Source organism: Embleya sp. NBC_00888, from assembly GCF_045207655.1.
GTDB lineage: Bacteria > Actinomycetota > Actinomycetes > Streptomycetales > Streptomycetaceae > Embleya.
On sequence record NZ_CP108784.1, the window covers coordinates 3013943 to 3039374 of the forward strand.

A 25432-nucleotide genomic window follows, 5' to 3' on the forward strand; every position below is an offset into this window, starting at 1 on the left:
GAGCCCGGCGCCGTCGACACCTCGGCACCCACCCCGGACCGGACGACCCCCATGCCCCTCGACGCCCGACCCGGCCCCGGCCCTCGGCCCCTGCGCCCGCCCCGGCCCTCGGCCCCTGCCCCGGGCCGGGCCCCGACTCGGAGGCCGGCCCCCGGCCCGGCCCAGCCCAGCCCAGCCCAGAGCTCAGGTCACCAGCGTGCCCGTGTACATGTCCTCCAGCAGCTCCGCGTACTGCTGCTCCACCACCCGCCGCTTGACCTTCAGGCTTGGCGTCAGCTCACCGTGCTCGACGCTCAGGTCGCGCGGCAGGATGGCGAATTTCTTCACCGTCTGCCAGCGCTGGAGGCCGGCGTTGAGTTCGTCGAGACAGTCGGCGATGAGCGCGCGGGCCTCCGCGCTGCCGGCCAGTTCCTCGTACGACTTGTCCCGCAGTGCCGGCCGGTCGGCGGCCCAGCCCCGGATCGCGTCCGGGTCCAGGGTGATCAGCGCGGAGCAGAAGTTGCGGCCCTCGCCGTGCACGAGGATGTTGCCGACGTACGGGCACATGCCCTTGAACCGGCCCTCGATCTCGCTGGGCGCCACGTACTTCCCGCCCGACGTCTTGATCAGGTCCTTCTTGCGGTCGGTGATCCGCAAAAAACCGTCCTCGACCACTCCGATGTCGCCGGTGCGCAGCCAGCCGTCCTCGGTGAGCACCTCGGCGGTGGCCTCGGGATTGTTGTGGTAACCCTGCATCACCCCGGGGCCGCGCACGAGCAGTTCGCCGTCCTCGGCGATGCGCAGCTCCGAGCCGGGCAGGACCACGCCGACGGTGCCGATGCGGTGCGCGTCGTAGCGGTTGACCGAGCTGCCCGCGCTGGCCTCGGTCAGGCCGTAGCCCTCCAGGATGGGGATGCCGATCGCGTCGAAGAACTCCGCGACGTCGGGCGAGAGCGCCACGCTGCCGGAGATACAACCCTTGAGTCGGCCGCCGAACAGGTCGCGCAGTTTGCCGAAGACGAGCCGATCGGCCAACCGGTACTTGGCGTTCAGCAGCACGGAGGGCGTGCGACCGGCCTGCCGGGTCTGCGACGTCTCCCGACCGACGCCGATCGCCCACCGGAAGATCCGGTACTTGAGGCCGCCCTCGGCGCGCATCCGCACGTGCACGGAGTTGTACACCTTCTCGAACACGCGCGGCGCGGCGGCCATGAAGGTCGGCCGTACGATCGGAAGGTTGGTGATCAGCTTGGGGATCCGGCCGTCGATCGCGGTCGGGTAGCCGATCCGGATCTGGCCGGACACCATCACCTTGCCGTAGCAATGCGCGAGCGGCAGCCACAGGTACTGCAGCTCGTCGATCTCGGTCAGCCCCATCGCGGCCTGCGCGGCGGCCTGGTACGCCCACGTGTCGTGCGCGAGCCGAACGCCCTTGGGTCGACCGGTGGTACCGGAGGTGTAGATCAGCGTCGCGAGCTGGTCGCGGGTGATCGCGCCGACGCGGGTTTCGACCAGGTCGGGTTCCTTCTCCAACCGGGCACGGCCCAGTTCCTCCAGCTCGGCGAGGGTGCTCACCCAGTCGTCGTCGGCCTCGTCGGCGGCGTGGTCGAAGACGATCACCTTGCGCACCGCGTCCAGACCGGTCCGCTCGCCGCGCAGCTTGGCGAGTTGGGCGTCGTCGGCGGCGAACACCACCACGCTGCCGGAGTCGGCCAGGATGAACGCGGCCTCGTCGGCGTTGGTGGTCGGATAGACGGTGGTGGTGGCCGCCCCGGCGCACATGACGCCCATGTCCGCGAGCACCCATTCGAACCTGGTCTCGGCCACGATCGCGACCCGGTCCTCGGGCTCGACCCCCAGCGCCACCAGGCCGGCGGCGATCGCCTTGGCCCGGTCGCCGGCCTGACCCCAGGTGAGCGACCGCCATTCCTCGCGGTCGCCGTCGCCCACCGCGACCGGGTATCGGTACGCCTCTCGTTCGGGCGTCGCCCGAACGCGCTCCAGGAAGTCCACCGCGATGGACGGCGGGCGGTTGTCGATGCCGACGGGCTCTGGACTCACTGCGGCCTCCGTGTCCTGGGCGGATTTCAGGGGTGGTGGCGGTGCCGAGTACCGGCGTCGGTACCGGTGTCCATACGGGTATCCACAGGGGTGTCCGTACGGGTATCGGGATCGGCGGGAGTGCGGAGTGTTCGGTATAGCGGGGGTAAAAAGCAGCGGGTGCATCGGTTGTGCCCGATGCACCCGCAACGTACGCCGCCGCAGGGCTACGCGGTAGTAGCTTCGCCCGGATCCGCCGTCGAATCGCGTCGCCACACCCGCCGACCGACCCGGCCGCGGCCCTGCTTCCCGCCCTGTTCCCCGCCTGTGCTCCCTGCCTCCGCGGTCCGCGTACCGCTCCTCGGACCGCTGCTTCCGCGCCCTGCGTGCGGCCGCTTCGCCGCCCCGCGTACCGCTACTTCTTGCCGCCGCTGTCGTCGGTGGACAGCGCCGCGATGAAGGCCTCCTGCGGCACCTCCACGCGGCCGACCATCTTCATCCGCTTCTTGCCTTCCTTCTGCTTCTCCAGCAGCTTGCGCTTGCGGCTGATGTCACCGCCGTAGCACTTTGCGAGCACGTCCTTGCGGATCGCCCGGATGTTCTCGCGGGCGATCACCCGCGCGCCGACCGCCGCCTGGATCGGCACCTCGAACTGCTGACGCGGAATCAGCTCGCGCAGCTTCTTGGTCATCTCGACGCCGTAGGTGTACGCCTTGTCCTTGTGCACGATCGCGCTGAACGCGTCGACCGCCTCGCCCTGGAGCAGGATGTCGACCTTGACCAGCGCGGATTCCTGCTCACCGGTGGTCTCGTAGTCCAGCGACGCGTAGCCGCGCGTCTTGGACTTGAGCGCGTCGAAGAAGTCGAACACGATCTCCGCCAGCGGCAGCGTGTAGCGCAGCTCGACCCGGTCCTCGGAGAGGTAGTCCATCCCGATCTGGACCCCGCGCCGGGTCTGGCACAGCTCCATGATCGTGCCGATGTACTCGCTCGGCGCCAGGATCGTGGCCCGCACCACCGGCTCGTGCACCTCGGCGATCTTGCCGCCGGGGAACTCGCTCGGGTTGGTCACGGTGTGCTCGGTGCCGTCCTCCATGACGACCCGATACACCACGCTCGGCGCCGTGGAGATGAGTTCCAGATTGAACTCGCGCTCCAGGCGCTCCCGGACGATCTCCAGGTGCAGCAGCCCCAGGAAGCCGCAGCGGAAGCCGAAGCCGAGCGCGACCGAGGTCTCCGGCTCGTACACCAGCGCGGCGTCGTTGAGCTGGAGCTTGTCGAGCGCGTCGCGCAGCTCGGGGTAGTCCGAGCCGTCCAGCGGATACAGACCGGAGAAGACCATCGGCTTCGGGTCCTTGTAACCACCGAGCGCCTCGGTCGCACCGTGGTGCAGCGAGGTGATCGTGTCACCGACCCGGGACTGCCGAACGTCCTTCACGCCGGTGATGATGTAGCCGACCTCGCCGACGCTCAGGCCGTCGGAGGGCTTGGGCTCGGGCGAGATGACCCCGATCTCCAGGAGTTCGTGGGTCACCCCCGTCGACATCATCTGGATCCGCTCGCGCTTCTTCAGGTCGCCGTCGATCACGCGGACGTAGGTGACCACGCCCCGGTACGAGTCGTAGACCGAGTCGAAGATCATCGCGCGGGCGGGCGCGTCCTTGGCGCCGATCGGCGGCGGAACCAGGCGTACGCACTCGTCCAGCAGCTCGGACACGCCCACGCCGGTCTTGCCGGAGACCTTGAGCACGTCCTCCGGGTCACAGCCGATGATGTGCGCGAGCTCGGCCGCGTACTTCTCCGGCTGGGCGGCGGGCAGGTCGATCTTGTTCAGCACCGGGATGATCTGGAGGTCGTTCTCCAGGGCCAGGTAGAGGTTGGCGAGCGTCTGCGCCTCGATCCCCTGGGCCGCGTCGACCAGCAGGATCGCGCCCTCACAGGCCGCGAGCGAGCGGGACACCTCGTACGTGAAGTCCACGTGGCCGGGGGTGTCGATCATGTTGAGGATGTGGATCTGGCCGTCCGGGGCCGTCCACGGCAGCCGCACCGCCTGCGACTTGATGGTGATGCCGCGCTCACGCTCGATGTCCATGCGGTCGAGGTACTGCGCGCGCATCTGCCGCGCATCGACCACACCGGTGATCTGAAGCATCCGGTCGGCGAGCGTCGACTTGCCGTGGTCGATGTGGGCGATGATGCAGAAGTTCCGGATCAGCGCCGGGTCGGTACGGCTGGGCTCCGGCACGTTCACTGGCGGGGTCGCGGGCACGCGGGCTTCCAGATTCTCGATCGGGTGGACTGGCGAGGGCCTTGCGGGTGGCACGTGGGATCGGTGTGGGATCACAGGTGTTCCCTACATCGTCCCATGCGGCATGGGTGAGCCGTGTTGGTGGAGCCGGCCGAGCCGGTTCGGGTCGCCGCGCGTGGGGGCGAACGGGTGTGAGCGGGGGCGGGCGCGGGCCGCGTGCGGGGGTGGATCGGGCCATATTGGCCGGCCGTGTCGTGGGCGCCCGTCGATGGCTGGTAATCTGATGGATCGCGTGTGGCGTACGTGTCTCTGCCACGCAAGTCAACGTCCGAACGGGCCCTCTCCCTGGATCGGATCCCGACCTAGTACTCAGAAGGCTCTTTCGTGGCGAACATCAAGTCCCAGATCAAGCGCAACAAGACGAACGAGATTGCGCGTCAGCGCAACAAGGCCGTCAAGTCGGAGCTCAAGACCTTCGTGCGCAAGGCGCGCGAGGCGGCCGAGGCCGGCAACGTCGAGCAGGCCGAGGCGCTCACCCGCCTCGCGGCCCGCAAGCTCGACAAGGCCGTCAGCAAGGGTGTCATCCACAAGAACCAGGCCGCCAACAAGAAGTCGGCGCTGGAGAAGCGTGTCGCGACGGCCAAGGCCTGACTCGCGGCACCTTTGATGGTGTGACACCCGAGCGCATGCGCTCGTAGTGACTTCGAAGGCGCCGTCCCCGGATCTCGGGGGCGGCGCCTTTGTCGTTGTGGGGGTGTGATTTTCGGCGGGCGCGGGGCGGCGGGTCTCGGATCGCCGGGTCGGCGGGTCGGCGGTCGCTGGGTCGTGGGTCGGGGCCGCTGGATCGTGGGTCTCGTCGGTGACCTCAGAGGTTGCGGACCGTGGAGACCGTCACGACGGCCTTCTCCAGCGCGTACGCGGGATCCGTACCGCCACCCTTGACCGCCGCGTCGGCGTCCGCGACCGCGCACAGGGCGCGCACGATGCCGTCCGGGGTCCAGCCGCGCAGCTGCTGCCGCACCCGGTCCACCTTCCACGGCGGCATGCCCAGCTCGCGGGCCAGGTCGTTGGGGCGGGCATTGCGCGAGGCGGCCCCGACCCGGGCGATCTGCCGCACACTCTGCGCGAGCGCGCTGGTGACCATGACCGGTGCGACGCCCACCGACAGCGCCCAGCGCAACTGCTCCAGCGCCTCGGCGGTACGGCCCTCGACGGTCTTGTCGGCGACGGTGAAACTGGACGCCTCGGCGACGCCGCTGTAGTAGCGCGCGACCACCTCTTCGTCGACCACGCCATCGGTGTCCGCCATCAACTGGCTGCACGCGGAAGCCAACTCGCGCAGGTCGTTGCCGATCGCCTCGACCAGGGTGCGGCACGCGTCCTCGGTGAGCGAGCGGCCCGCGATCCGGAACTCTGCGCGCGCGAAGGCGACGCGGTCGCCGACCTTGGTGACCTTGGGGCACGCGACCTCGCGCACACCCACCTTGCGGACCGCGTCCAGGAGGTTCTTGCCCTTGGGCCCACCGAGGTGGGCGAGCACGAGCACGATCTCGTCGGCGGGATCGGCGATCAGCTTCTTGACCTCGCCGGCCAGGTCCGCCCCGAGGTCCTGCGCGGACCGGATCACGATGACCTTGCGCTCGCCGAACAACGACGGACTGGCCAACTCGGACAACATCCCCGCCTGCAACGACCCGGGGGCGAGGTCCCGGACGTCGGCGTCGGGATCCTGCGCCCGCACGGCGCGCACCACATCCCCGATCGCGCGATCCACAAGCAGTTCCTCGGGCCCGACGACAAGCGTCACGGGCGCGAGCGGATCATCCTGCATTCTCCTGGCCACCCGACCAAGCATCCCACGCCCCACAGACACACCCCACAACCTCACCCCGCCCCCAAGTCCCACCCCACACCAAGAGGAAAACCAACGCGAACCCGACACCCCACGAAGCCAACACGCTGCGGAGCCTGAGGCCCCAAAACGGAGCCCGAAGCCGGCGAAATTCGAGGACAAGGCCGTCGGGACACGGAACGCGAGGCGCGAGGCGCGAGGCGCGAGGCGCGAGGCGCGAGGCGCGAGGGAATACGGAGGCAAGGCCGACCGGTCACGGGGGTGAAGCTCGCGCGGGCGAGGCCGACCGGGACGCGGAACTCGCGGGGCGCGAAACCACCGGAACGCGGAGCGTGCAGCCGGCGGGACGCGGGCCACGAAGCTCGCCGGGCACGGGACGCCGAGCCAGCGGTACGCGGGACGAGCAGCCAGCGGGACGCGAGGCACGAAGCTCGCCGGGCGCGGGAGGCGGAGCGGCGGGCACGGGAGGCGGAGCCGGCGGGACGCGGGACGCGGGACGCGCAGCCAGCGGCGCACGGAGCACAAAGCCGGCAGGACGCGAAGCACGCGGGCACGGAGCACAAAGCCGGCGCGGCACGGGGCACGAAACTCGCGGGGCGCGGCGCTGGCGGAACGCAAGGGCGAGGCCAACCGGGCACGGAGACACGAAGCCGGCAGGACGCGAAGCACGCCGGCACGGAGCACGAAGCTCGCAAAACGCGGGGCACGGAACCGACGGGGCAAGGGGCCGAGGCCAACCGGGGACGGAGCACGGAGCCGAACGGACGCGGAGAGCGCGAAGCTGACGGGACGCTGCGCGCGAGGCCGATCAGGCCCGGCAGGGTGCAAGGCCGGCGGGGCCATTTTGGCTTCTGGGAGGGGGCGCTGGGGTCTGTTTGGGCGTCACCGAGGTCACCCTTTGGCACCTCGACGGCGACGTCGTGGGAGACGGCGCGGAATCGTGTCCCGATCGCGCGGATCGCCACCCGGTCCATGCCGCGGACCGTGCGCCGCGTAAGCGCCCCACGCCCGCGTTGCGCTGCCCCCGCGCCGGCACCGCATCGCACCGCTTCCCATGTTGGCGGCAGCCCCGACGACGGCGGTCCGAGGCACATGCGTGTCGTCCGGTTCGGAGGTCGTCGATCGCCTGCCTTCGGTCAATGCACGTCGGCGGCCGGAGGCGGGCTGCGGGCCTGGGGTTCGGGGACGGCCGGCGTGGGCTGGGACGCCTGGCGCGGCTTTGTGGGGAATGCGTGGGCGGTGGGTGCACCCGTGCTGCGTTCGCTGGAATGCGCACATGTGGCGCGGGCGGCGGGTGGGGACGTTGGCGCGACGCTGGTGGGGGTGAGAGGCGGCGGTTGTGCGGGGGTTGGGGGCGCGTTCGGGTTCCGGGGTGGGGGTGGGTGCGCGGAGGGCGTGGGTGGGGGTGTCGGGGCCTCGGGCGACCGCGTTCAGGTGGGTCGGGGTGCCGGTGACGGCGATCGGGCCGTCGGTGTCGGTGCGCAGGAGGCGGGCGCCGGTCGCGGCGATCAGGGCGCGGGCGGAGGGCGACGGGTGGCCGTAAGGGTTGCCCTTGCCCACCGAGACGAGCGCCAGGCGGGGGTGCAACCCGAGCACGAGGCCCGGGTCCTGGCGGGCCGAGCCGTGGTGCGCGACCTTGAGCACGTCCACCCGGAGATCGCCCAACCGGGCCCGCAGGGCCTCTTGGGCCTCGATCTCGACGTCCCCCGTGAGCAACATCCGAACTCCGTGGCGCTCCGCGAGCACCACGAGACTCGCGTTGTTGGCCGGTGACCCGCCCACCGCACTCCCCACCGGGACGTCCGGCGCCGCCACCGACTCCGAGACACCCGGCCCCGGCCACGGCCTGTCGAGATCAACGGCGCCGGTTCGAGTGGCCGGAACGTCCCGCGCCACCGCCCACCCCGACACACCCGGCCCCGGCCACGGCCTGCCGAGATCAACGGCGCCGGTTCGAGTGGCCGGAACGTCCCGCGCCACCGCCCACCCCGAGACACCCGGCCCGATCTGCGGTTTGTCGGGATCAAGGACGCTCGTTCGAGGGGTTGGGGTGTCCGGTGGTGGCGGTGGGGTGGGGCGGGGTGAGGTGGTGGGTGGGGCGGCGGAATCGGGGATGGTCGCACGCGGTATCGGGGTGGCTACGTCGGGGGGTGGGGTGAGGGTTTGCCAGGTCAGGGCGGCCCGGGTGCGGTGTTCGCCGTCGGTGGGGGTGGCCAGGGAGGTGCCCGCCGCGCCGGCCCAGCGGCGGACTCGGGTGACCTCGGCTCGGGGCTCGAGGACCGTCGTGCCCTGGAGCAGGCCTACCGCGCGACCGCGCAACGCGCCGGGAAGGCCCTCGACGTGATCGGCGTGGTAGTGGCTGAGCAGGACCAGGGGCAGCCGGTGCACGCCGAGGTCGCGCAGGCAGCGGTCGACGGCGTCCGGATCGGGGCCGGCGTCGATCAGGACACCGGCGCCGGGGCCCGCGTTGAGCACGAGGGCGTCGCCCTGCCCCACGTCGCACATGACCAGGTGCCAGTCCGGCGGCGGCCAGCCGGTCAGCGGGCGGACCAGAACCGGCGGGCGGAGCAGCAGTACCACCACGAGCGTCGCGAGCAGCGCGGCGGCCATCGCTCGCGGCCGGCCCGCTCGGGGGGAATCGGGCGGGCGCCGCAGGAGCCGCAGGGTCGGTACGGCCGCGACGGTGATCGCCGCGAGGACCGCTCCGCCGAACAAACCGGTCGGCCAGGTGACGGCGGCGCCGGGCAGCGCGGCGCCGGTGCGCGCCACCATCGCGATCCACCCGATCGGCCAGGAGCCCAGCCAGGCGGCGACCTGCGCGAGCGGGAGGCAGACCGGGGCGAGCACGAGGGCGACGAAGCCGAGGATCGTGGCCGGCGCGACCGCGAACTCGGCAAGCAGGTTGCACGGCACGGCCACCAAGCTGACCCGGCCGGCAAAACTCACCACGAGCGGTCCGCAGACGGCCTGTGCGGCGAGCGGTACGGCGACCACGACCGCGGCCCACTTCGGCCAACCTCGGGTCCGAAGTCGTGCGGTCCAGTGCGGCGCGAGCAGCAGCAGCGCGCCCGTGGCCAGCGTGGACAACGCGAAGCCGTAGGACCGGGCCAGGGTCGGATCGAACAGCACCAGGCCGAGCACCGCGACGGCGAGTGCGGGCAGTCCGCGTCGGGGCCGGCCGCTGTACAGCGCGACCACGGTGACCAGGCCCATCGCGGCGGCGCGCAACACACTGGGTTCGGGCCGGGCCACCACCACGAAGCACGCGATCGCCGCCGCGCCCGTGATCGGCAGCACGCGTCCACGCAGGCCGCTACGGCGAAGCACGAAGAGAACGAATCCCAGCAGAATGGTGATGTTGGTGCCGCTTACGGCGGTCAAATGCGTGAGTTCGGCGGTGCGGAAGTCGGCTTCGAGGTCGGCGGGGAGGTGGCTGGTGTCGCCGACGACCAGGCCCGGGAGCAGGCCCCGGGCGGCGGGCGGCAGGTCCGCGCACGCCGCGCGCAGGCGGGCCCTGAGGTGGCCCGCGAGGCGCTGAGGGGCCGACGGGGTGCCGACGTGCTCGGGAGCGGACCGGATCAGCAGCAGGGCACCGCCGGCCTTGCCCGGCACGAGGCGCCCATGCGCCTGCACCGGGGTGCTCGGGAGCAGCCCGAGCCAGGACCCCGCCTCGGGCCCGCCGACCAGAACCGTCACCGGAGTCCGCACGCGCGCACCACGCGGACCACGAATCCCGGGCGATCCGCGCCGGCCGAGCGGGCCGGCCGCGGCGTGCGCGCCGCGGGCGTCGGACGGGTCGGAGGCCGTACCGAGAAAGTCGATCCGGGCGCCGAACAGCGTGGGGGGTGCGCCGAGTTCGCTGCCTCGGACGCGGGTGACGCGGCGTTCGGGGTCGGTGCGTACGGTCAACTCGACGCCGACTTCGGCGCGCTGCCGGGCCGCGGTCGCGACGGGACCGGCGTGGTCGGCGGCGGTACGCACGCCCGCGACCAGACCACCCGCCGCGACACACACGAGCACGACGGCGAGGGTCGCCCGACGGCGGACCCCGACGGCCCTGGCGAGCACGGCGGCGCCGAGGATCGCGCACGCACTCGCGATCGCGACGACCCGGAACGAGACCAGCGGCGCGGTCCACGCCGCGGCCCACGCGGCGATCGCCCCCGGCACCAGTCGGGCGTCCACCCGCGCACGGTCCCCGTCCCCCGCCCGGCCACGACGTGCGGCGGCAGGGGCAGCCGGGGCGGCGGGAGCCGCGCGGCCCACCATGCTGGGGCTCATACCCGGACCCTCGGTTTCAGGTCGGAGTACTTGCGGTCGCCGATGCCACGGACCTGGCGGAGTTGGTCGACCGTCGCGAAGCGGCCCAACTGGGTGCGCTTTTCGATGATCTGACGGGCCAGGACCGGGCCGACGCCGGGGAGTTGCTCCAGTTGCTCGGCCGTTGCCGTGTTGAGGTCGAGCACCTGGGGCGGGCCCGTGGACGTGCCGCCGCTCGCCGGGGCGGCCTGGGCGGGTGCGGCCGGGGCACCCGGGACGCCGACCGGGATCTGTTCGCCGTCGGTCAGCGGCCGGGCCAGGTTCAGCGTGGCCAGGTCCGCCGCCGGCAACGCGCCGCCGGCGGCCTGTACCGCGTCCGCCACCCGCGCCCCCGGCGGCAGCACCACCACACCGGGGCGCGCCACCTTCCCCGCCACATGCACGGTGATCGGCCCGGCCACGGGCGCCGGCACGGCGGCCGTGGCCGGCCCCGGCGATCCTGTCGACACCGCGCCGCCGCCGGGCACCGAAACCACGCTCGCCTGCCCCACCGGCGCCGGCGCCGCCACGCTCTGCGGACGCGCCCGCCACCACCCGCCGACCGCGAGCGCGACCGCCACCAGCGCCAGCACCGCGACGGCCGCGATCACACGGCGATCCACACCCACCCGAAGCCGCGCCGGCAACCGATCCGCGACCGCCTCGACCATTCGCCGTGCGGGGTCCGGCCCCCGACGCGCGGCCGGCTCACCCGACCCGAGCAGCGCGGCCACCCGCTCCGCCCCCGAGCGCGGCAGGGCCGAGGAGCCGTGCCCGACCGACGCGGACGCCGAGAACGCGGCCGAGGACGGCGGCGGGAAAGCGGACGCGGACGGTGACGGGAAGGAGGACGACGAGGACGGCGATCCGGACATGCCCCGAAGTTAGGCGGGACGGCTCACCCGACCTCGACCACCGAACCCGCCTGTGCACAACCCCGCGGCCTGTGGAAACCGAACCCACCCACACAGGTGACCCAACCCACCCCGCCACGTCACGTGGGTGACACGCCCACCACCGCCCCCACCCACCCTCACCGAGGCGAAACCACCACCGCCAACAACCCCGGCCCGGCATGCGCCCCGATCACCGCGCCCACCTCGCTCACATACAGCTCCCCCAGCCCCGTCAACCGCTCCCGCAGCCGCCCCGCCAGCGCCTCCGCGCGCTCCGGACTGGCCAGATGGTGCACCGCGACGTCGACCGCCCCGGCCCCCGCCCGCTCCACCGCCAACTCCTCCAACCGGCTGATCGCCCGCGCCGACGTACGCACCTTCTCCAGCGGCCCGATCAACCCGTCGCTCACGTGCAGAAGCGGCTTGACCGCCAACGCCGTCCCCATGAACGCCGTCGCCGCCCCGATCCGCCCGCCCCGGCGCAGATACTCCAGGGTGTCCACGTAGAACAGCGCCGACGTGGTCTGCGCGCGCTTCTCGGCCGCGATCACCGCCTCCTCCAGGGACGCGCCGTCGGCCGCCGCCTCCGCCGCGGCCAGCACCGAGAAGCCCATCCCCATGCCGAGCGTGCGCGAGTCCACCACCCGCACCGGCACGTCCGCGTCCCGCGCGGCGAGCAGCGCGGCCTCGTACGTGCCGGAGAGCTCACCGGAGATGTGGATCGAGACGATGCCCGTCGCGCCCTTCTCGGCGAGTTCGCGGTAGGTCTCCGCGAACGTCTCGGGCGCCGGCCGCGACGTGGTCACGATCCGGCGTTGGCGCAGGGCGTCGGTAAGTTGGGCGGGCGTGGCCTCGATGCCGTCGTCCAACGGTCGCCCGCGCAGGACGACCTTGAGCGGGACCACCACGAGGCGGTGCCGCTCCACGAGCTCCTCGGGCAGGTAGGCCGTGGAGTCCGTGACCACGGCGAGATCGGTCGGCATCGTCGGCATGAGCGGGCAACCACCCGGATGTGAGACGACAGGGGGGCGGGGTCGGTGTCTCGACTACCCCGTGTCGGGTCGCGGAGTCGAGACACCACAATCAATATTCGGTCACCATGCCACGCCCCGACGCACGGGTGACGCGCGCCGTGGTGCGGCCGGCGCGTCCCGTCGTGGGGGCTCGCCGCCGGCAGCCGCTCAGGTCAGCGGCTTGGTCCGGGATCGGCTCTCGTCCGCGTACGCGCGCAGGGCCGCGGCCTCGCGTTCGACGTCCGTGCCGAGCCGGTCCAACTCGTCCTCGCCCAGGTGGCGTTCGCGATCCTGGACGGCCCACCGCAGCGAGGCCGCGGTGTGCTCGATGCGATCCGCGCGCTCCTTGAGCCCGGGCAGCTCGCGCGCGACCCGGTCCCGGTCCGGCTCGCGCTCGACCAGCTTCAGGTCGGTGTCCAGGGTCTTGGCGAATTGGTCCAGCCTGCGCAGCAGCACCACCGCCTCGGAGAGCTGGGCGTCGTGCGCGTAGCCCGCCTCCAGCACCCGCCGGGTCTGCTCCAGCGAACGCCGCACCGACCCGCGCATCCGCGCCGCCTCGGCCGCGCCACCCGTGAGGGTGTACGCCCGAGCCTTGGACGTGGCGTCCTCCACGAGGCCGCGGACCCGGGGCGCGTGCCGCTCGATCCGGCGGCGCACCGCCCGCCGCATCATCGTGATCAGGCCCACCACGACGCCGACGAGCACGAGACACGCGAGCACACCGGCGCCCAACACCACGCCGAAGGTCTCGGCGCCATCGGCCAACGAGTCGGTGGTCGCGGGAACGTCGGCGAGGGCCACGAGGCGTCTCCTGCCTGGTCGGGGCCGGAAGGTTTCCCCTCACACTAACGCCGCCGAGGCGCTCGGATACGCACGCGGCGGAAAACACCGCGTTCCAGACCGATCGTCACCGACCGGAAACGGGACCGACACGGGCCGGAAATCGACCCTCGACGAACCCTCGACGAACCCGCGGCCGGGCGCGCCGAGGGCCGGTCGGATCACGCTCGGCGACCGACCGACCCCCGCCGACTCGGCTACGCCGGAACGATGTTCACCAGCTTCGGCGGCTTGACGATCACCATCCGCACGCCGGCCCCGTCCAGCGCGGCCAGCACCGTCGGATCGGCCAGCGCCAGCGCCTTCAGCTCGTCCTCGCCGATGCTCGGCGGGACCTCCAGGCGGGCCCGGACCTTGCCCTTGATCTGCACGACGCAGGTGACCGTGTCCTCGACCAGGTAGGCCGGATCCGCCTGCGGGAACGCCTCGTAGGTGACCGTGTCGCCGTGGCCCAGCTTCGACCACAGCTCCTCGGCCACGTGCGGCACCAGCGGCGCGACCATCAGGACCAGCTTCTCGGCGATCTCGCGCGGCACCGCCGGCAGCTTGACCAGCGCGTTGTTCAGCTCGATCGCCTTGGCGATCGCGGTGTTGAAGCGCAGCGCGTCCATGTCCCGCCGCATGCCGTCGATCGCCTTGTGGGTGGCCCGCAGCGTGGCCTCGTCGGCCGGCTCGTCGACCACGATCGGCGCACCGGTCCGCTCGTCCACGATGTTGCGCCACAGCCGCTGCAGGAAGCGATACGAGCCGACCACGGCGCGGGTGTCCCAGGGCCGGGAGATCTCCAGCGGGCCCATCGACATCTCGTACAGGCGCAGCGTGTCCGCGCCGTACTCCTCGGCCATCTGGTCGGGCGTCACCGAGTTCTTCAGCGACTTGCCCATCTTCCCGTACTCGCGGGTGACCGCCTGCTCGCCCAGGAAGAACTTCCCGTCCCGGTCCTCGACCTCGCTCGCCTCGACGTAGACGCCGCGCTCGTCCTTGTACGCGAACGCCTGGATGTAGCCCTGGTTGAACAGCCGGTGGAACGGCTCGGACGAGGACACGTGGCCCAGGTCGAACAGCACCTTGTGCCAAAAACGCGAGTACAGCAGGTGCAGCACCGCGTGCTCGACACCGCCGACGTACAGGTCCACGCCGCCGGTGTGGCCCTCGTGCCTGGGGCCCATCCAGTACTTCTCGACCTCGGGGTCGACCAGCACCTCGGTGTTGGTCGGGTCCAGGTAGCGCAGCTCGTACCAGCACGAACCGGCCCAGTTGGGCATGGTGTTGGTCTCGCGGCGGTACCGCTTGGGCCCGTCGCCCAGGTCCAGCTCCACGTTCACCCAGTCGGCGTTGCGCGACAGCGGCGTCTCGGGCTTGGTGTCCGCGTCGTCCGGGTCGAACGTGCGCGGGCGGTAGTCGTCGATCTCGGGCAGTTCGACCGGCAGCATCGAGTCCGGCAGCGCGTGCGCGACGCCGTCCTCGTCGAACACGATCGGGAACGGCTCGCCCCAGTAACGCTGGCGGGAGAACAGCCAGTCGCGCAGCTTGAAGTTGATCGTGCCCTCGCCGATGCCGCGCTCGGCCAGCCACTCGGTGATCGCCTTCTTGGCGTCGACCACGCCCAGGCCGTCCAGCGAGATGCCCTCGCCGGAGCTGTTCACCAGCTTCGCGTCGTAGGAGACGAACGCGTCGGCCCAGTCGGTGGTGTCCTGGATCGAGCGGTCGTCGGCGGGCTCGACCACGCAGCGGATCGGCAGCTCGAAGGCGCGCGCGAACTCGAAGTCGCGGTGGTCGTGCGCGGGCACCGCCATGATCGCGCCGGTGCCGTAGCCCATCAGCACGTAGTCGGCGATGAAGATCGGTACCCGCTCGCCGTTCACCGGGTTGCTCGCGTAGGCGCCGGTGAAGACGCCGGTCTTGTCCTTGCCCTCGCTCTGCCGCTCGACGTCGCTCTTGGAGCCGGCGAACCGACGGTACGCCGCGACCGCCTCGGCGGGTGTGGCCGCGCCGCCGGTCCACACCGCCGGGATGCCCTCGGGCCACGCGTCCGCGACGATCGCGTCGACCAGTTCGTGCTCGGGCGCCAGCACCATGTAGGTGGCGCCGAACAGCGTGTCGGGCCGGGTGGTGAACACCTCGATCGGCGTCGCGTCGGTGGCGAACGAGACCTTGGCGCCCTCGGATCGGCCGATCCAGTTGCGCTGCATGATCTTGATCGGCTCGGGCCAGTCCAGCTTGTCCAGGTCGCCCAGCAGGCGGTCGGAGTACGCGGTGATCCGCATCATCCACTGCCGCAGGTTGGACTTGAACACGGGAAAGTTGCCGCGCTCGCTGCGGCCGTCGGCGGTGACCTCCTCGTTGGCCAGCACGGTGCCCAGGCCCGGCGCCCAGTTGACCGGGGCCTGCGAGACGTACGCCAGGCGGTACTCGTCCAGCACCGCCGCACGCTCGGCCTCGGTCAGGTCGGCCCACGCGCGACCGTCCGGGGTGGCCCGGTCGCCCTTCTCGAACTGCTCGACCAGTTCGGCGATCGGACGGGCGCGACCCGTGCCGCCGTCCGCGCCGGGCGCCTGGGGGTCGTACCAGGAGTTGAAGATCTGCAGGAAGATCCACTGCGTCCAGCGGTAGTACGCCGGGTCGGTGGTGGCCACCGAGCGGCGCTGGTCGTGGCCCAGGCCCAGCCGGCGCAGTTGGCGGCGCATGTTGGCGATGTTCGCCTCGGTGGTCACCCGCGGGTGCGTGCCGGTCTGTACGGCGTACTGCTCGGCGGGCAGGCCGAACGCGTCGTAGCCCAGCGTGTGCAGCACGTTGTGGCCGGTCATCCGCTTGAACCGGGCGAATACGTCGGTCGCGATGAAGCCCAGCGGGTGTCCGACGTGCAGGCCCACACCCGAGGGGTACGGGAACATGTCCATCACCATCATCTTCGGTCGCCCGGCGACCTTTTCCGGCTCGGCCAGCGGACCGGCCGGGTTGGGCGCCTCGAACGTGCCGTCGGCCTCCCAGCGATCCTGCCAGCGCGCCTCGATGTCGCCGGCCAGGACGGCGTTGTAGCGGTAGGGCTCGGTCGGGGCGTCGGTGTTGCCGGCAGGACCCTGCGTCATCTCGGTCATCGTCCTCAACCATCGGGGTGTGGGCAGCCGTCGGCTGCTTCCGGTGTCGTCGCTCGCGCGCGGCGACCGTTTCTGAAAACGAAAAGACCCCTCGCTCAGGAGGGGTCGCCGCGCCGAGTCGGGTGGGAGCGGTCCTCCACCCGGCCTGCTCAGCGCGGCCCGGTAAGCAGCAGTACGGCACGCATGGCCTCAGGTTACCGCAGGTGGCCTGAGGTTACTTCAATGCGGTCGCGGTCCGGTCCGGGCTCGGGTCCGACTCGGGCCGCGCTCGGGCGGTGACCGTCACAGCCCCGGGGCGGGGCCCGTGGACAGCGACAACACCAGCAGGATCAGGGCCAGGTGATAGGCGACCGCGATCAACACCGGCGCGTACGGCGTCGGCGCGCGGAACCGGTTCCAGCCGACCAGGGTGTCGGAGACGTAGAACAGGAACGCGCCGGCCACCGCGCTGGGCCGGCCGGTGGCCGCCGCGGCGACCACCATCAGCGAGACCACGCCGACGTAGAGCAGCACCATGCCGATGTACGTGGGCGCTGTCTCGCGGGCGCCGGTGACCAGGCGCACCGCGTAGGCGCCCGCCGCGAACAGCACCACCACGATGCCGGCGGCCGCCCACAGCCAGGACCAGCCCATGCGTTGGAAGCCCGCGACGTAGCCGATGTGGGCGAGCAGTGAGGCCGCGACCGCGCCGGCGAACCAGCGCGGGGCGAGCACGTCGCGCAGCAGTGACAGCGCGAGCGCGACGCTGAACAACGCGCGCAGTGCCCCGTCGACGTCCTCGAACGACCAGACGACGACGGCCAGGGCACAGATCACCGCGGGTTTCAGGAGCCGATCGAGCGGGAGGCGTTCCCGGGCGACGGCCACCCAGTCGGCGACCGCGAGCAGGCTCGCGAGCACCAGCACGAGTACTGCGGTGAGGGTCACGTCCGGCGACACTACTGACCGGAAACCGGACCATTCGCCCACTCGTTCGACCCGTCACGCAACCGTGACGGGAAAGACCCCAATCGTGATCACCGAAGTCCCGCGAAACGGTCCGCATCCGACCCGGGGCACGGCCTCGCGTTCGCTCGAAGCCTCGGCACGACTCCCCGTCGGTGACCGCCGCGTCGTAGCCGGCGCGTGGACCCGGGCGCCGTTGGCGAAGTGCTCGACGACCTCGGTGCCGAACAGCTCGGCCACGAGGTTGCTCTCTCCGGCGACTCTCGACCGATCTTCACCCGATCCCCACTCGCGAGGCCGACGGGAACGTATGTTGAGGCCATGGGAAGGATCCGCGCCGTGACCACGATCCCGGAGTGGATGTATCCGCCGAACCCAGGCGGTTGGACCGCGGACGACATGGACTCGCTGTCGCCCGATGCCCCTCGGCACACCGAGCTGATCGACGGAGCCCTCGTCTTCATGATGTCGCCACGGCGCAGCTTCCACGGCCGGGTCATGGGTCGCCTGTGGCAGGCTCTCGACGAGCAGGCGCCGCTCGGCTTCGTCGTCGAGATGGAGATGGCCGTCAAGCTCGGCAAACGCGACCGACCCGAACCGGACGTCCTGATCGCCAAGGTGCCCTACGACGCGGACCGCACTCACCACGTGGCCGCGAACGTGGTGCTCGCCGTCGAGATCGTGTCGGACGAGTCCGAGGAGCGGGACCGGGAGACCAAGCCGCTCAAATACGCGAAGGCCGGTATTCCGCACTTCCGGCGGATCGAAGAGGAGAACAAACTGCCGGTGGTTCACGTCTTCGAACTGGAGCCGACCACGGGCGCGTATGTGGCCACGGCGATCGAGCGAGTGCGTCTCGATCTTCCGGTGCCGTTCGCGATCGACATCGATGTGGCCTCGCTGGTGCGGTGAGCTCAGGCCTCGGGCGGGTCCGGCGGTGTCGAGCGGGCGTAGCGGGTGGCCAAGGCGCGTAGGTGGGCCGTCAGTTCCGGGGGGTCGGTGACGTCGAAGTCGCGGCCGAGCATGCCCAGGTACACGGCCAGGGTGTCGAGGGAGTCGGCGCCGGTGTCCAGGACGCAGGTGTCGGCGTCGATCGCCTCGACGGTGCCCACGGCCGGGTTGATCCGCTCCAGGACCTCGGCGGCGGGCGCGTGGACCAGGACCCGGGCGCGGTGTCGCCAGGCGGCGGCGGAGACCTTGCCGGCCACGTACCTCGCCGCGTCGCCCTCCGGGTCCTCGCGCGGCGCGAACCTGGGGCCGCTCGGGGTACGCGGGGTGATCCGGTCGACCCGGAAGGTACGCCAGTCGTTCCGGTCCACGTCCCACGCGACCAGATACCAGCGGCGGCCCCAGTTGACCACGCGCTGGGGCTCGACGGTGCGCCGTGTGGACGCGCCGGCGTGGTCGAGGTAGTCCAGCCGCAACCGCTCGCGGTCCCGGCAGGCCGCGACCAGGACGGTGAGCACGTCGGTGTCCACCTTCGCGCTCGGCCGGTCCGCGGGCACCGGCACCGCGTACCGCTGCAACGCGCGCACCCGCCGGCGCAGCCTCGCGGGCAGCACCTGTTCCAGCTTGGCCAGCGCCTGCATGGAGGTCTCCTCCATGCCCGCCATCGCGCCCTGGGCGACGGTACGCAGGCCGACGGTGACCGCGACCGCCTCGTCGTCGGTGAGCAACAGCGGCGGCATCGCGGCGCCGGCGGCGAGTCGGTAGCCGCCGGTGGAGCCTCGGGTGGCGTCGACGGGATAGCCGAGGTCGCGCAACCGCTCGATGTCCTTGCGGATCGTGCGGCCGGTGACGCCCAGGCGTTCGGCCAACTCGGAGCCCGGCCAGTCGCGGGGCCTCTGGAGCAGGGACAACAGGCGCAGCAAACGTGCGGAGGTTTCCAACATTCTTTCAGCCTGATGTCTCTATAGGAGCGGAGTGTTCCTATTGGGATCCTACTGTTCTTCTCATGGAGAACAGCAGCAACACCGCAGCCGAGACCGTCACCGCGAACGCGGACGCCACCGCGATCCGCCCGTTCCGGATCGAGATCGCCCAGGCCGAGCTCGACGACCTGCGCGAGCGCCTGACCCGCACCCGCTGGGCCGCCGACGTCCCGGGCGTGCCCGACTGGACGCGTGGGGTGCCGGCGGACTACCTCCGGGGCCTCGCCGACTACTGGGCGAACGGGTTCGACTGGCGCAAGGCGGAGGCGCGGCTGAACGCGTTCCCGCAGTTCGTCACCGAGGTCGACGGTCAGGACATCCACTTCGCCCACGTGCGCTCGGCCCGGGCCGACGCCCCCGCGCTGTTGTTGATCCACGACTGGCCGGGCTCGTTCGTGCAGTTCGTCGACGTGATCGAGCCGCTGTCGCGCGACTTCCACGTCGTGGTCACCGACACCCCGGGGGTCGGCTTCTCCGGGCCGCTGTCCGGTCCCGGCTGGACCACCGGCCGGATCGCCGGCGCGTTCACCGAGCTGATGGCCCGCCTGGGCTACGCGCGCTACGGCGTACAGGGCAATGGCGGCGGCTCGTGGATCGCGGCCGAGATGGGTCGGATCGCACCGGAGAAGGTCATCGGGATCCACGTCAACGGCCTGGTCACCTTCCCGTCCGAGGACCCCGCCGACTTCGCCGGGTTGACCGAGAGCGAGCAGTCCAGGCTGGCCCGGCTCCAGGAGTTCCGGGACGACAAGATGGGCTTCAACGCGATCCAGTCCACCCGGCCGCAGACGCTCGCCTACGGGCTGCACGACTCCCCGGTCGGCCAGCTCGGGTGGATCGTGGAGAAGTTCAAGGAGTGGACGGACACCGCGAGCGAGTTGCCCGAGGACGCGGTGGACCGGGACACCCTGCTCACCAACGTCAGCCTGTACTGGTTCACCGGCACGGCCGGTTCCTCGGCCAACCTCTACTACGAGATGGCGCACGATCCGAGCGCGTGGGCGCCGAAGGACCGCGGCACGGTCCCCACGGCGGTGGCCGTCGCGTTGCCGCAGGACGTCGCGATTCGTCGGTTCGCCGAACGCGACCACAACGTGGTGCGTTGGACGGAGTTCGAGCGTGGTGGCAACTTCCTGTCGCTGGAGCAGCCGGAACTGCTGATCGGCGACGTCCGGGAGTTCTTCGCGGGCCTGAGCTGAGCCGGCGCCCGGCAACCGGGCCTTGAACGACCGAAGGCCGCTTCCTGATGGAAGCGGCCTTCGGGATTGCGGTGGAGCTACGGAGAATTGAACTCCGGACCTCTTGCATGCCATGCAAGCGCTCTACCAACTGAGCTACAGCCCCGCGTGAATACGTCATAAGTCTACCGGGTCGGTCGCCGTGCTCACGACCAAGGGGGTCCGCAGCGGTGGCGGCTCGCGCAGCGGGCCGACCGCCCGCAGCAGCACCGCGGCGGTGAGTCCGCACAGCGTCGCGAACAGGTGCCCGAAGTCCCAGATGGTGTGGTCCGCGATCACCGGCAGCCCGACCGAGAAGAACATCACCGCGGTGCCCACGAGCCGGATCCAACCGGACATGATCAGCACCGCGGCCGCGCACGAGCCCACCTCGACGTAACTCACCCCGACGTCCGTCGCGAACGCGATCTTGTGCGGGAGTCGGCCGGCCTCGATCGCGCCCTTCTCCACCGCGGCGGTCAGCAGCGACCCGAACACGTGGCCGCTCGCGCCGATCAGCAACATCCTGGGCGAGCCGTAGCGGCGTTCCGCCCAGGCCACGATCGTGCCGAACACGACCACGTAGCCGGCCAGTCCCGAGCCGTGGTCGGCGACCCAGAACGCGCTGGTGAGCAGCGCCTCCAGCGGATCGTCGCCGAGCCGGAACAGGTTGGTGCTGTTCAGCTTGGTGATCAGGTCGATCAGGCGGGGCGGCGACGTGCGTTGCACGACCGTGGACGCGGTGAAGATGGCGATGTAGGTGAAGGTCACCGGCGCGGACAGCACCCACGCGTGCAGCCGCGCGGTCCACGGGCTCAGGACGCGCACGCAGCGGCGGGCCCAGGCCCAGTGGCGGGCGAGACCGCGCAGTACGTACCACGCGATGGCCAGGCCCAGGCCGATTCCGACGGTCACCCGGGGCCGGTGCCCGCGTGATGACCGATGTGAACCCTCTTTTGGGCGACTTCGTCGCCGGCTCGCGAGGCGCCACCTTTTTTCTCTCCCCCGCTTCGCTCCTCCGAGAAAAAAGGTGGCGCCTCGCTCGGGGCTTCGTGTCCCTGCGCTTCGCTCCGGGCCACGAAGCCCAAGTTCTGCGGCTCCGCCGCTCTCCGCGCTTCGCGCGTCGATCACCGGGGTGGGGGTGGGTCGGGGGCGCTGACGCGCCTGGGGGTGGGCGAGGTGGTCGAGGTGGGGGTGGCGTCTCGGGGATGGGTGGTGCTGCGGAAGCGGGAGCGGTAGGTGCTGGGGGTGACGCCCAGGCGGCGGAGGAAGGCTCGGCGCAGCGATTCGTCGCTGCCGAGGCCGCTGTGCGTGGCGGCGGCCGTGACGGTGGCGCCGGCGGCCAGGAGGGATTGGGCCGCCTCGATCCGGACGGCCTCGACGTAGACGGCCGGGGTCGAGCCGACCCGCTCGTGGAACAGGCGGGTGAGGTGGCGCGGGCTGAAACCGCCGAGGCGCGAGAGCACGGGCAGCGAGTGGTCGGCCGCCGGGTCCGCGGCGATCGCGTCCAGGACCGGGCGCAGCGGGTCGTCGGCGGCGGGCGCGGGCGCGCGAGGGCACCGAGAACTGCGACTGGCCGCCCGGCCGGCGCAGGAACACCACCAGGTCGCGGGCCACTTCGCGGGCCAGGTCGGTGCCCTCGTCGGCCTCGACCAGGGCGAGCGCGAGGTCGATGCCGGCGGTCACCCCCGCGGACGTGTACACCGTGCCGTCCCGGACGAAGATCGCGTCCGGCTCGACGGTGACGCCCGAATGCCGCCGGGCCAGGGTCGCCGCGTGCCGCCAGTGCGTCACCGCCCGGCGCCCGTCCAGCAGCCCGGCCCGGGCGAGCAGGAACGCGCCGGTGCACACCGACGCGGTCCGCTCGGAGGTCGCGGCGGTCGCGTTCCCGCTCGCCTGAGCGCGGTCGAAAGGCCCGGGGCGGGTGCGGGTGGGGCCCCGGGCGGGCTCGACCCGGCTCGGACTCGGACTCGGCCCTGGTCCGAAAACGCGGTCGGCACGAGGTCGCACCGGGTTCCGGGCCCGGGTCGCCTCGGGATCAACCCGCGCGACCGCCGCACTCCCCCGCCCACGGGTGGGTCAGTTCCTGGCAGCGCCGCCAGAACCAGGCGCGGTCCGGCCGGCTCTCCCGGGTGGCCGCGCGGTAGTGGGTCGGTCGCGGGGCCCGGTCCTGCCAGAACAGGCCGGTGCTGCGGCCCGGTTCGTCGGCCGCGCACAGCCACACGGCGGTGTCCGCGCCCTGCTCCGGAGTGCGCAGCAGCGGCCCGGTGAGCCGGCGGAAGGTGGGCATCGAGGTGCGCAGGCCCGGGGTGTCCACCCAGCCCGGGTGGGTGGCGTGCACGACCGGGCCGCCGGTGCCCAGGTGCTCGGCCCACAACTCGGCCAGCACCACCTGCATGCGCTTGGTCCGCGCGTACGCGACGGCCGTCTTGTACGGGCCGCGCTGGTACTCGATGTCGTCCACCGGCAGCCGCTGGGTGTACATCCCGCCCGAACTCATCCACACCACCCGGGCGCAGGACGTGGGGTCGGCGGCCACGAGCCGGCTGAGCAGATGCGGCCCGAGCACGTGCACGGCCAGTGACGACTCGTGCCCTTCGGCGGTCTCGGTACGCACCGCGGGCATCGTGCCGGCGTTGTGCACCAGGGCGTGCAGCGGGCCGTGCTCGGTGCGCAGTTCCTTGGCGAACCGGGCCACGTCCGGCAGGCTGCCCACGTCACAGCGCCGCACGCTCACCTCGGCGCCCGGTACCAGCTCCACCACCCGCCGGCGGGCCGCCTCGGCGCGCTCCTCGTCCCGGCCCGCCAGGACCACGGTCGCGCCGAGCCGGGCCAGGCCGGTCACGGCCGCCTCGCCGATCCCCGACGACGCCCCGGTCACCACGACGGTCCGCCCCTTGAGCACGGCCGACTCGGCGTCGGCGGGAAACCCCGCCCGCCGGCGCACCCGGTACCCGAACCGGCTGTATCCGGGCACGACCGCCCGGTCCATCGCCCGCTCCCAGAACCGACTCTCCGTCATCGCACGCCCACCTCCGTCGTCGTGGTCACGGAGAGACAATGCCCGGAACGCGCCTTTCACACCTTTCCCGACCCATCGCACATCCGGCGCACGGCGGCTCCGACCGGCCACGGGCACGAAAAAAGACCGCCTCCCGGACGAATCCGGGAGGCGGTCTTGTCTGTGGAGCTACGGAGAATTGAACTCCGGACCTCTTGCATGCCATGCAAGCGCTCTACCAACTGAGCTACAGCCCCGCTATTCAACTGGGCCGGCGGGCTCACCCGCTCGACCACGAGTACTTTACACGCTCCCCCGCGCCGCATCCAAACGCCTTTCCCCGGCGCCGTTCGCGCGGCACCCGGGACCCGCGGAGCGCCTCCGCGAGTCCCGGCGCGCGCTCAGAAGCTGCCGACGGGCCGGGTCATCCCGGCCATCGCGCCGCCGTCGACGACCAGCTCGGTACCGGTCAGGTAGGACGCCGCGTCCGAGGCCACGAAGGCCACCACCTCGGCGACCTCCTCGGGCGCGGCGATCCGACGCAGCGGCACGGACGGGAATTTGCCCGGCCCCTGCTCCAGGCCGACCGCGGCGATCATCGGGGTGTCGATCGTGCCCGGGTGCACCGAGTTGACCCGGATCCCGTGCTCACCGACCTCCAGCGCGACGGTCTTGGACAGGCCGCGTACGGCCCACTTGGTCGCGCCGTAGGCCGCGTGTCCCGGCATGCCCTCCAGGCCGGCCTGCGAGGAGATGTTGACGATCGAACCGCCGCCGCGTTCCTTCATCGCGGGCAGCACCGCCTGCATCCCGTGCCAGACGCCGAAGAAGTTGACCTGGAGGATGCGCTCCACCCGCTCGGGCGTCTCGTCCGCGAAGCCCTTGGTCCAGTAGATCGCGGCGTTGTTGACCAGGATGTCCAGGCCGCCGAACTCGGCGACGGCCACGGCGACCACCTCGGCCCAGTCCGCCGGATCCGACACGTCGTGCCGGACGAAGCGCGCGGCCTCGCCCAGCTCCGCGGCGAGCTTCGTACCCTCCTCCGCCAACAGGTCGGTGAGCACGACCCGGGCGCCGTTCGCGACGAACAGCCTTGCCTCGGCCGCGCCTTGGCCGCGTGCGGCGCCGGTGATTATCGCGACCTTGCCGGTCAGATCCGCCATGGCTGATCACCTTTCCTCGATCGGTGTGAACACTTCGACCCGACGACCCGCACCCCGGTCAGCCGCCCATGACGTACTTGACCGTCGGCCCGGTGGTCCAGCCGCCGTCCACGGCCAGCTCCGCGCCGGTCACATAGGAGGCGGCGTCGGAGAGCAGGAAGGCGACCGCGGAGCCGATCTCGCTCGGCTCGCCGACCCGGCCCATCGGGGTGTTCGGGTAGTTGCCCTCGCCCTGCAGAATGCCCACGGACGAGGTCATCGGCGTGTAGACCATGCCGGGGTGCACCGAGTTGACCCGGATCCCGGAGCTGCCCAGCTCGACCGCGGCGACCTTGCTCATCCCGCGCACGGCCCACTTGGACGCGCCGTAGGAGCCGGTCATCGCCAGGCCCATCAGGCCGGCCGCGGAGGAGATGTTGACGATCGAGCCGCCGCCGCCCGCCTTCAGGTGCGGGATGACCGCCTGCATGCCCAGCCAGACGCCGGTCAGGTTGACCTTGATCACGAACTCGAAGTGTTCGAGCGTCTCGGTGTCGAACATCGCGCCGGTGGCCACGCCGGCGTTGTTGACCAGCCCGTCGACCCGGCCGAACTCGGCGATCGTGAAGTCCACGACGGTCTTCCACTGCTCTTCGCTGGTCACGTCGTGCTTGTGGAAGCGCGCGTTCGCACCCAGCGCGGCGGCGGTGTCGGCACCCTCGTCGAGCAGGTCGGAGACGACCACCCGCCCGCCACCGGCGACGATCTGCTCGGCCGCGGCGGCACCCAGGCCGCGGGCGCCACCGGTGACGATGACGACCTTGTCGGTCAGGTTGGGGCCCTGGAGTTCAGCCATGATGCGTTCCTTCGATCTGTGCCTGCCGACTTCTCGGCTCGCAATTTGCATAGTACAACTAAGCAAATCGGACGA

The 25432-nt window shown here is 71.7% G+C and carries 19 protein-coding genes, 2 tRNA genes and 1 pseudogene; 3 read left to right on the plus strand and 19 right to left on the minus strand.

The genetic code is table 11. From position 1 onward, the window contains the following. Positions 1-183: 183 nt before the first annotated feature. Together OG948_RS12105 and lepA are read right to left on the minus strand one after the other, a co-directional pair. The gene (locus OG948_RS12105) at positions 184-2040 is read right to left on the minus strand and encodes an AMP-dependent synthetase/ligase (RefSeq protein ID WP_406296125.1); all 1857 of its coding nucleotides are present in this window, start codon (positions 2038-2040) and stop codon (positions 184-186) included. A gap of 394 nt (positions 2041-2434) precedes the next feature. After that, positions 2435-4288, minus strand: a complete 1854-nt coding sequence (gene lepA / locus OG948_RS12110; protein WP_395861982.1) for a translation elongation factor 4 — start codon at positions 4286-4288, stop codon at positions 2435-2437. A gap of 363 nt (positions 4289-4651) precedes the next feature. Here lepA and rpsT point away from each other — a divergent pair, with 363 nt between their 5' ends. Continuing rightward, positions 4652-4918 carry a 30S ribosomal protein S20 gene (gene rpsT / locus OG948_RS12115; protein WP_020553196.1) on the plus strand — a complete coding sequence of 89 codons (267 nt, stop codon included), beginning with the start codon at positions 4652-4654 and terminating at the stop codon, positions 4916-4918. Between the two features lie 214 nt (positions 4919-5132). Here rpsT and holA read toward each other — a convergent pair whose 3' ends face one another. From holA to OG948_RS12155, 8 genes are all read right to left on the minus strand, one after another. After that, on the minus strand, positions 5133-6122 hold the full coding sequence (holA, locus tag OG948_RS12120) for a DNA polymerase III subunit delta (RefSeq protein WP_395862780.1): 990 nt from the start codon (positions 6120-6122) through the stop codon (positions 5133-5135). A gap of 888 nt (positions 6123-7010) precedes the next feature. Next, positions 7011-10400: a ComEC/Rec2 family competence protein gene (locus OG948_RS12125; protein WP_406296128.1), complete on the minus strand. Its 3390-nt coding sequence runs from the start codon at positions 10398-10400 to the stop codon at positions 7011-7013. Continuing rightward, entirely contained in the window at positions 10397-11293 is an 897-nt protein-coding gene (locus OG948_RS12130) for a helix-hairpin-helix domain-containing protein (RefSeq protein ID WP_406296130.1), read from the minus strand. Before OG948_RS12130 ends, OG948_RS12125 begins: the two co-directional genes overlap by 4 nt. A 158-nt stretch (positions 11294-11451) precedes the next feature. Then, the gene (locus OG948_RS12135) at positions 11452-12297 is read right to left on the minus strand and encodes a DegV family protein (RefSeq protein WP_406296132.1); all 846 of its coding nucleotides are present in this window, start codon (positions 12295-12297) and stop codon (positions 11452-11454) included. A 198-nt stretch (positions 12298-12495) separates the two neighbouring features. Beyond that, complete coding sequence (locus OG948_RS12140) at positions 12496-13128, minus strand: hypothetical protein (protein WP_406296133.1); 633 nt, start codon at positions 13126-13128, stop codon at positions 12496-12498. A gap of 236 nt (positions 13129-13364) precedes the next feature. Further along, positions 13365-16265, minus strand: a complete 2901-nt coding sequence (gene leuS, locus OG948_RS12145) for a leucine--tRNA ligase (protein WP_406296135.1) — start codon at positions 16263-16265, stop codon at positions 13365-13367. 282 nt (positions 16266-16547) lie between these two features. Then, a complete protein-coding gene (locus tag OG948_RS12150) occupies positions 16548-17192 on the minus strand; it encodes a lysoplasmalogenase family protein (protein WP_406296137.1) in 645 nt (214 codons plus the stop codon). Between the two features lie 54 nt (positions 17193-17246). Next, entirely contained in the window at positions 17247-17450 is a 204-nt protein-coding gene (locus OG948_RS12155; protein WP_406296139.1) for a hypothetical protein, read from the minus strand. Positions 17451-17549: 99 nt separating this feature from the next. On the opposite strand from OG948_RS12155, the gene OG948_RS12160 reads away from it, so the two are divergent. Continuing rightward, positions 17550-18122, plus strand: a complete 573-nt coding sequence (locus OG948_RS12160; RefSeq protein ID WP_406296141.1) for a Uma2 family endonuclease — start codon at positions 17550-17552, stop codon at positions 18120-18122. Positions 18123-18124: 2 nt separating this feature from the next. On the opposite strand, the gene OG948_RS12165 is transcribed toward OG948_RS12160, so the two are convergent. Beyond that, positions 18125-19102, minus strand: a complete 978-nt coding sequence (locus OG948_RS12165) for a helix-turn-helix transcriptional regulator (protein ID WP_406296143.1) — start codon at positions 19100-19102, stop codon at positions 18125-18127. 62 nt (positions 19103-19164) lie between these two features. On the opposite strand from OG948_RS12165, the gene OG948_RS12170 reads away from it, so the two are divergent. Next, positions 19165-20340: an epoxide hydrolase family protein gene (locus OG948_RS12170; protein ID WP_406296145.1), complete on the plus strand. Its 1176-nt coding sequence runs from the start codon at positions 19165-19167 to the stop codon at positions 20338-20340. Between the two features lie 72 nt (positions 20341-20412). On the opposite strand, the gene OG948_RS12175 is transcribed toward OG948_RS12170, so the two are convergent. From OG948_RS12175 to OG948_RS12210, 8 genes and pseudogenes are all read right to left on the minus strand, one after another. Next, a tRNA-Ala gene (locus OG948_RS12175) sits at positions 20413-20485 on the minus strand. An 11-nt stretch (positions 20486-20496) separates the two neighbouring features. After that, positions 20497-21273 (minus strand): rhomboid-like protein, encoded by a 777-nt coding sequence (locus tag OG948_RS12180; RefSeq protein ID WP_406300236.1) that lies wholly within the window; start codon positions 21271-21273, stop codon positions 20497-20499. A gap of 212 nt (positions 21274-21485) precedes the next feature. Continuing rightward, positions 21486-21824, minus strand: a complete 339-nt coding sequence (locus OG948_RS12185) for a helix-turn-helix domain-containing protein (RefSeq protein ID WP_406300237.1) — start codon at positions 21822-21824, stop codon at positions 21486-21488. Positions 21825-22065: 241 nt separating this feature from the next. Beyond that, positions 22066-22368: pseudogene (locus OG948_RS12190) on the minus strand (GlxA family transcriptional regulator); the annotation flags it as partial. 28 nt (positions 22369-22396) lie between these two features. After that, the gene (locus tag OG948_RS12195; protein ID WP_406296146.1) at positions 22397-23380 is read right to left on the minus strand and encodes an SDR family NAD(P)-dependent oxidoreductase; all 984 of its coding nucleotides are present in this window, start codon (positions 23378-23380) and stop codon (positions 22397-22399) included. 163 nt (positions 23381-23543) lie between these two features. Further along, positions 23544-23616: transfer RNA gene (locus OG948_RS12200), tRNA-Ala, on the minus strand. Positions 23617-23760: 144 nt separating this feature from the next. Beyond that, a complete protein-coding gene (locus OG948_RS12205) occupies positions 23761-24522 on the minus strand; it encodes a glucose 1-dehydrogenase (RefSeq protein WP_406296148.1) in 762 nt (253 codons plus the stop codon). Positions 24523-24580: 58 nt separating this feature from the next. Then, on the minus strand, positions 24581-25357 hold the full coding sequence (locus tag OG948_RS12210) for a glucose 1-dehydrogenase (protein WP_406296150.1): 777 nt from the start codon (positions 25355-25357) through the stop codon (positions 24581-24583). Positions 25358-25432 lie beyond the last annotated feature (75 nt).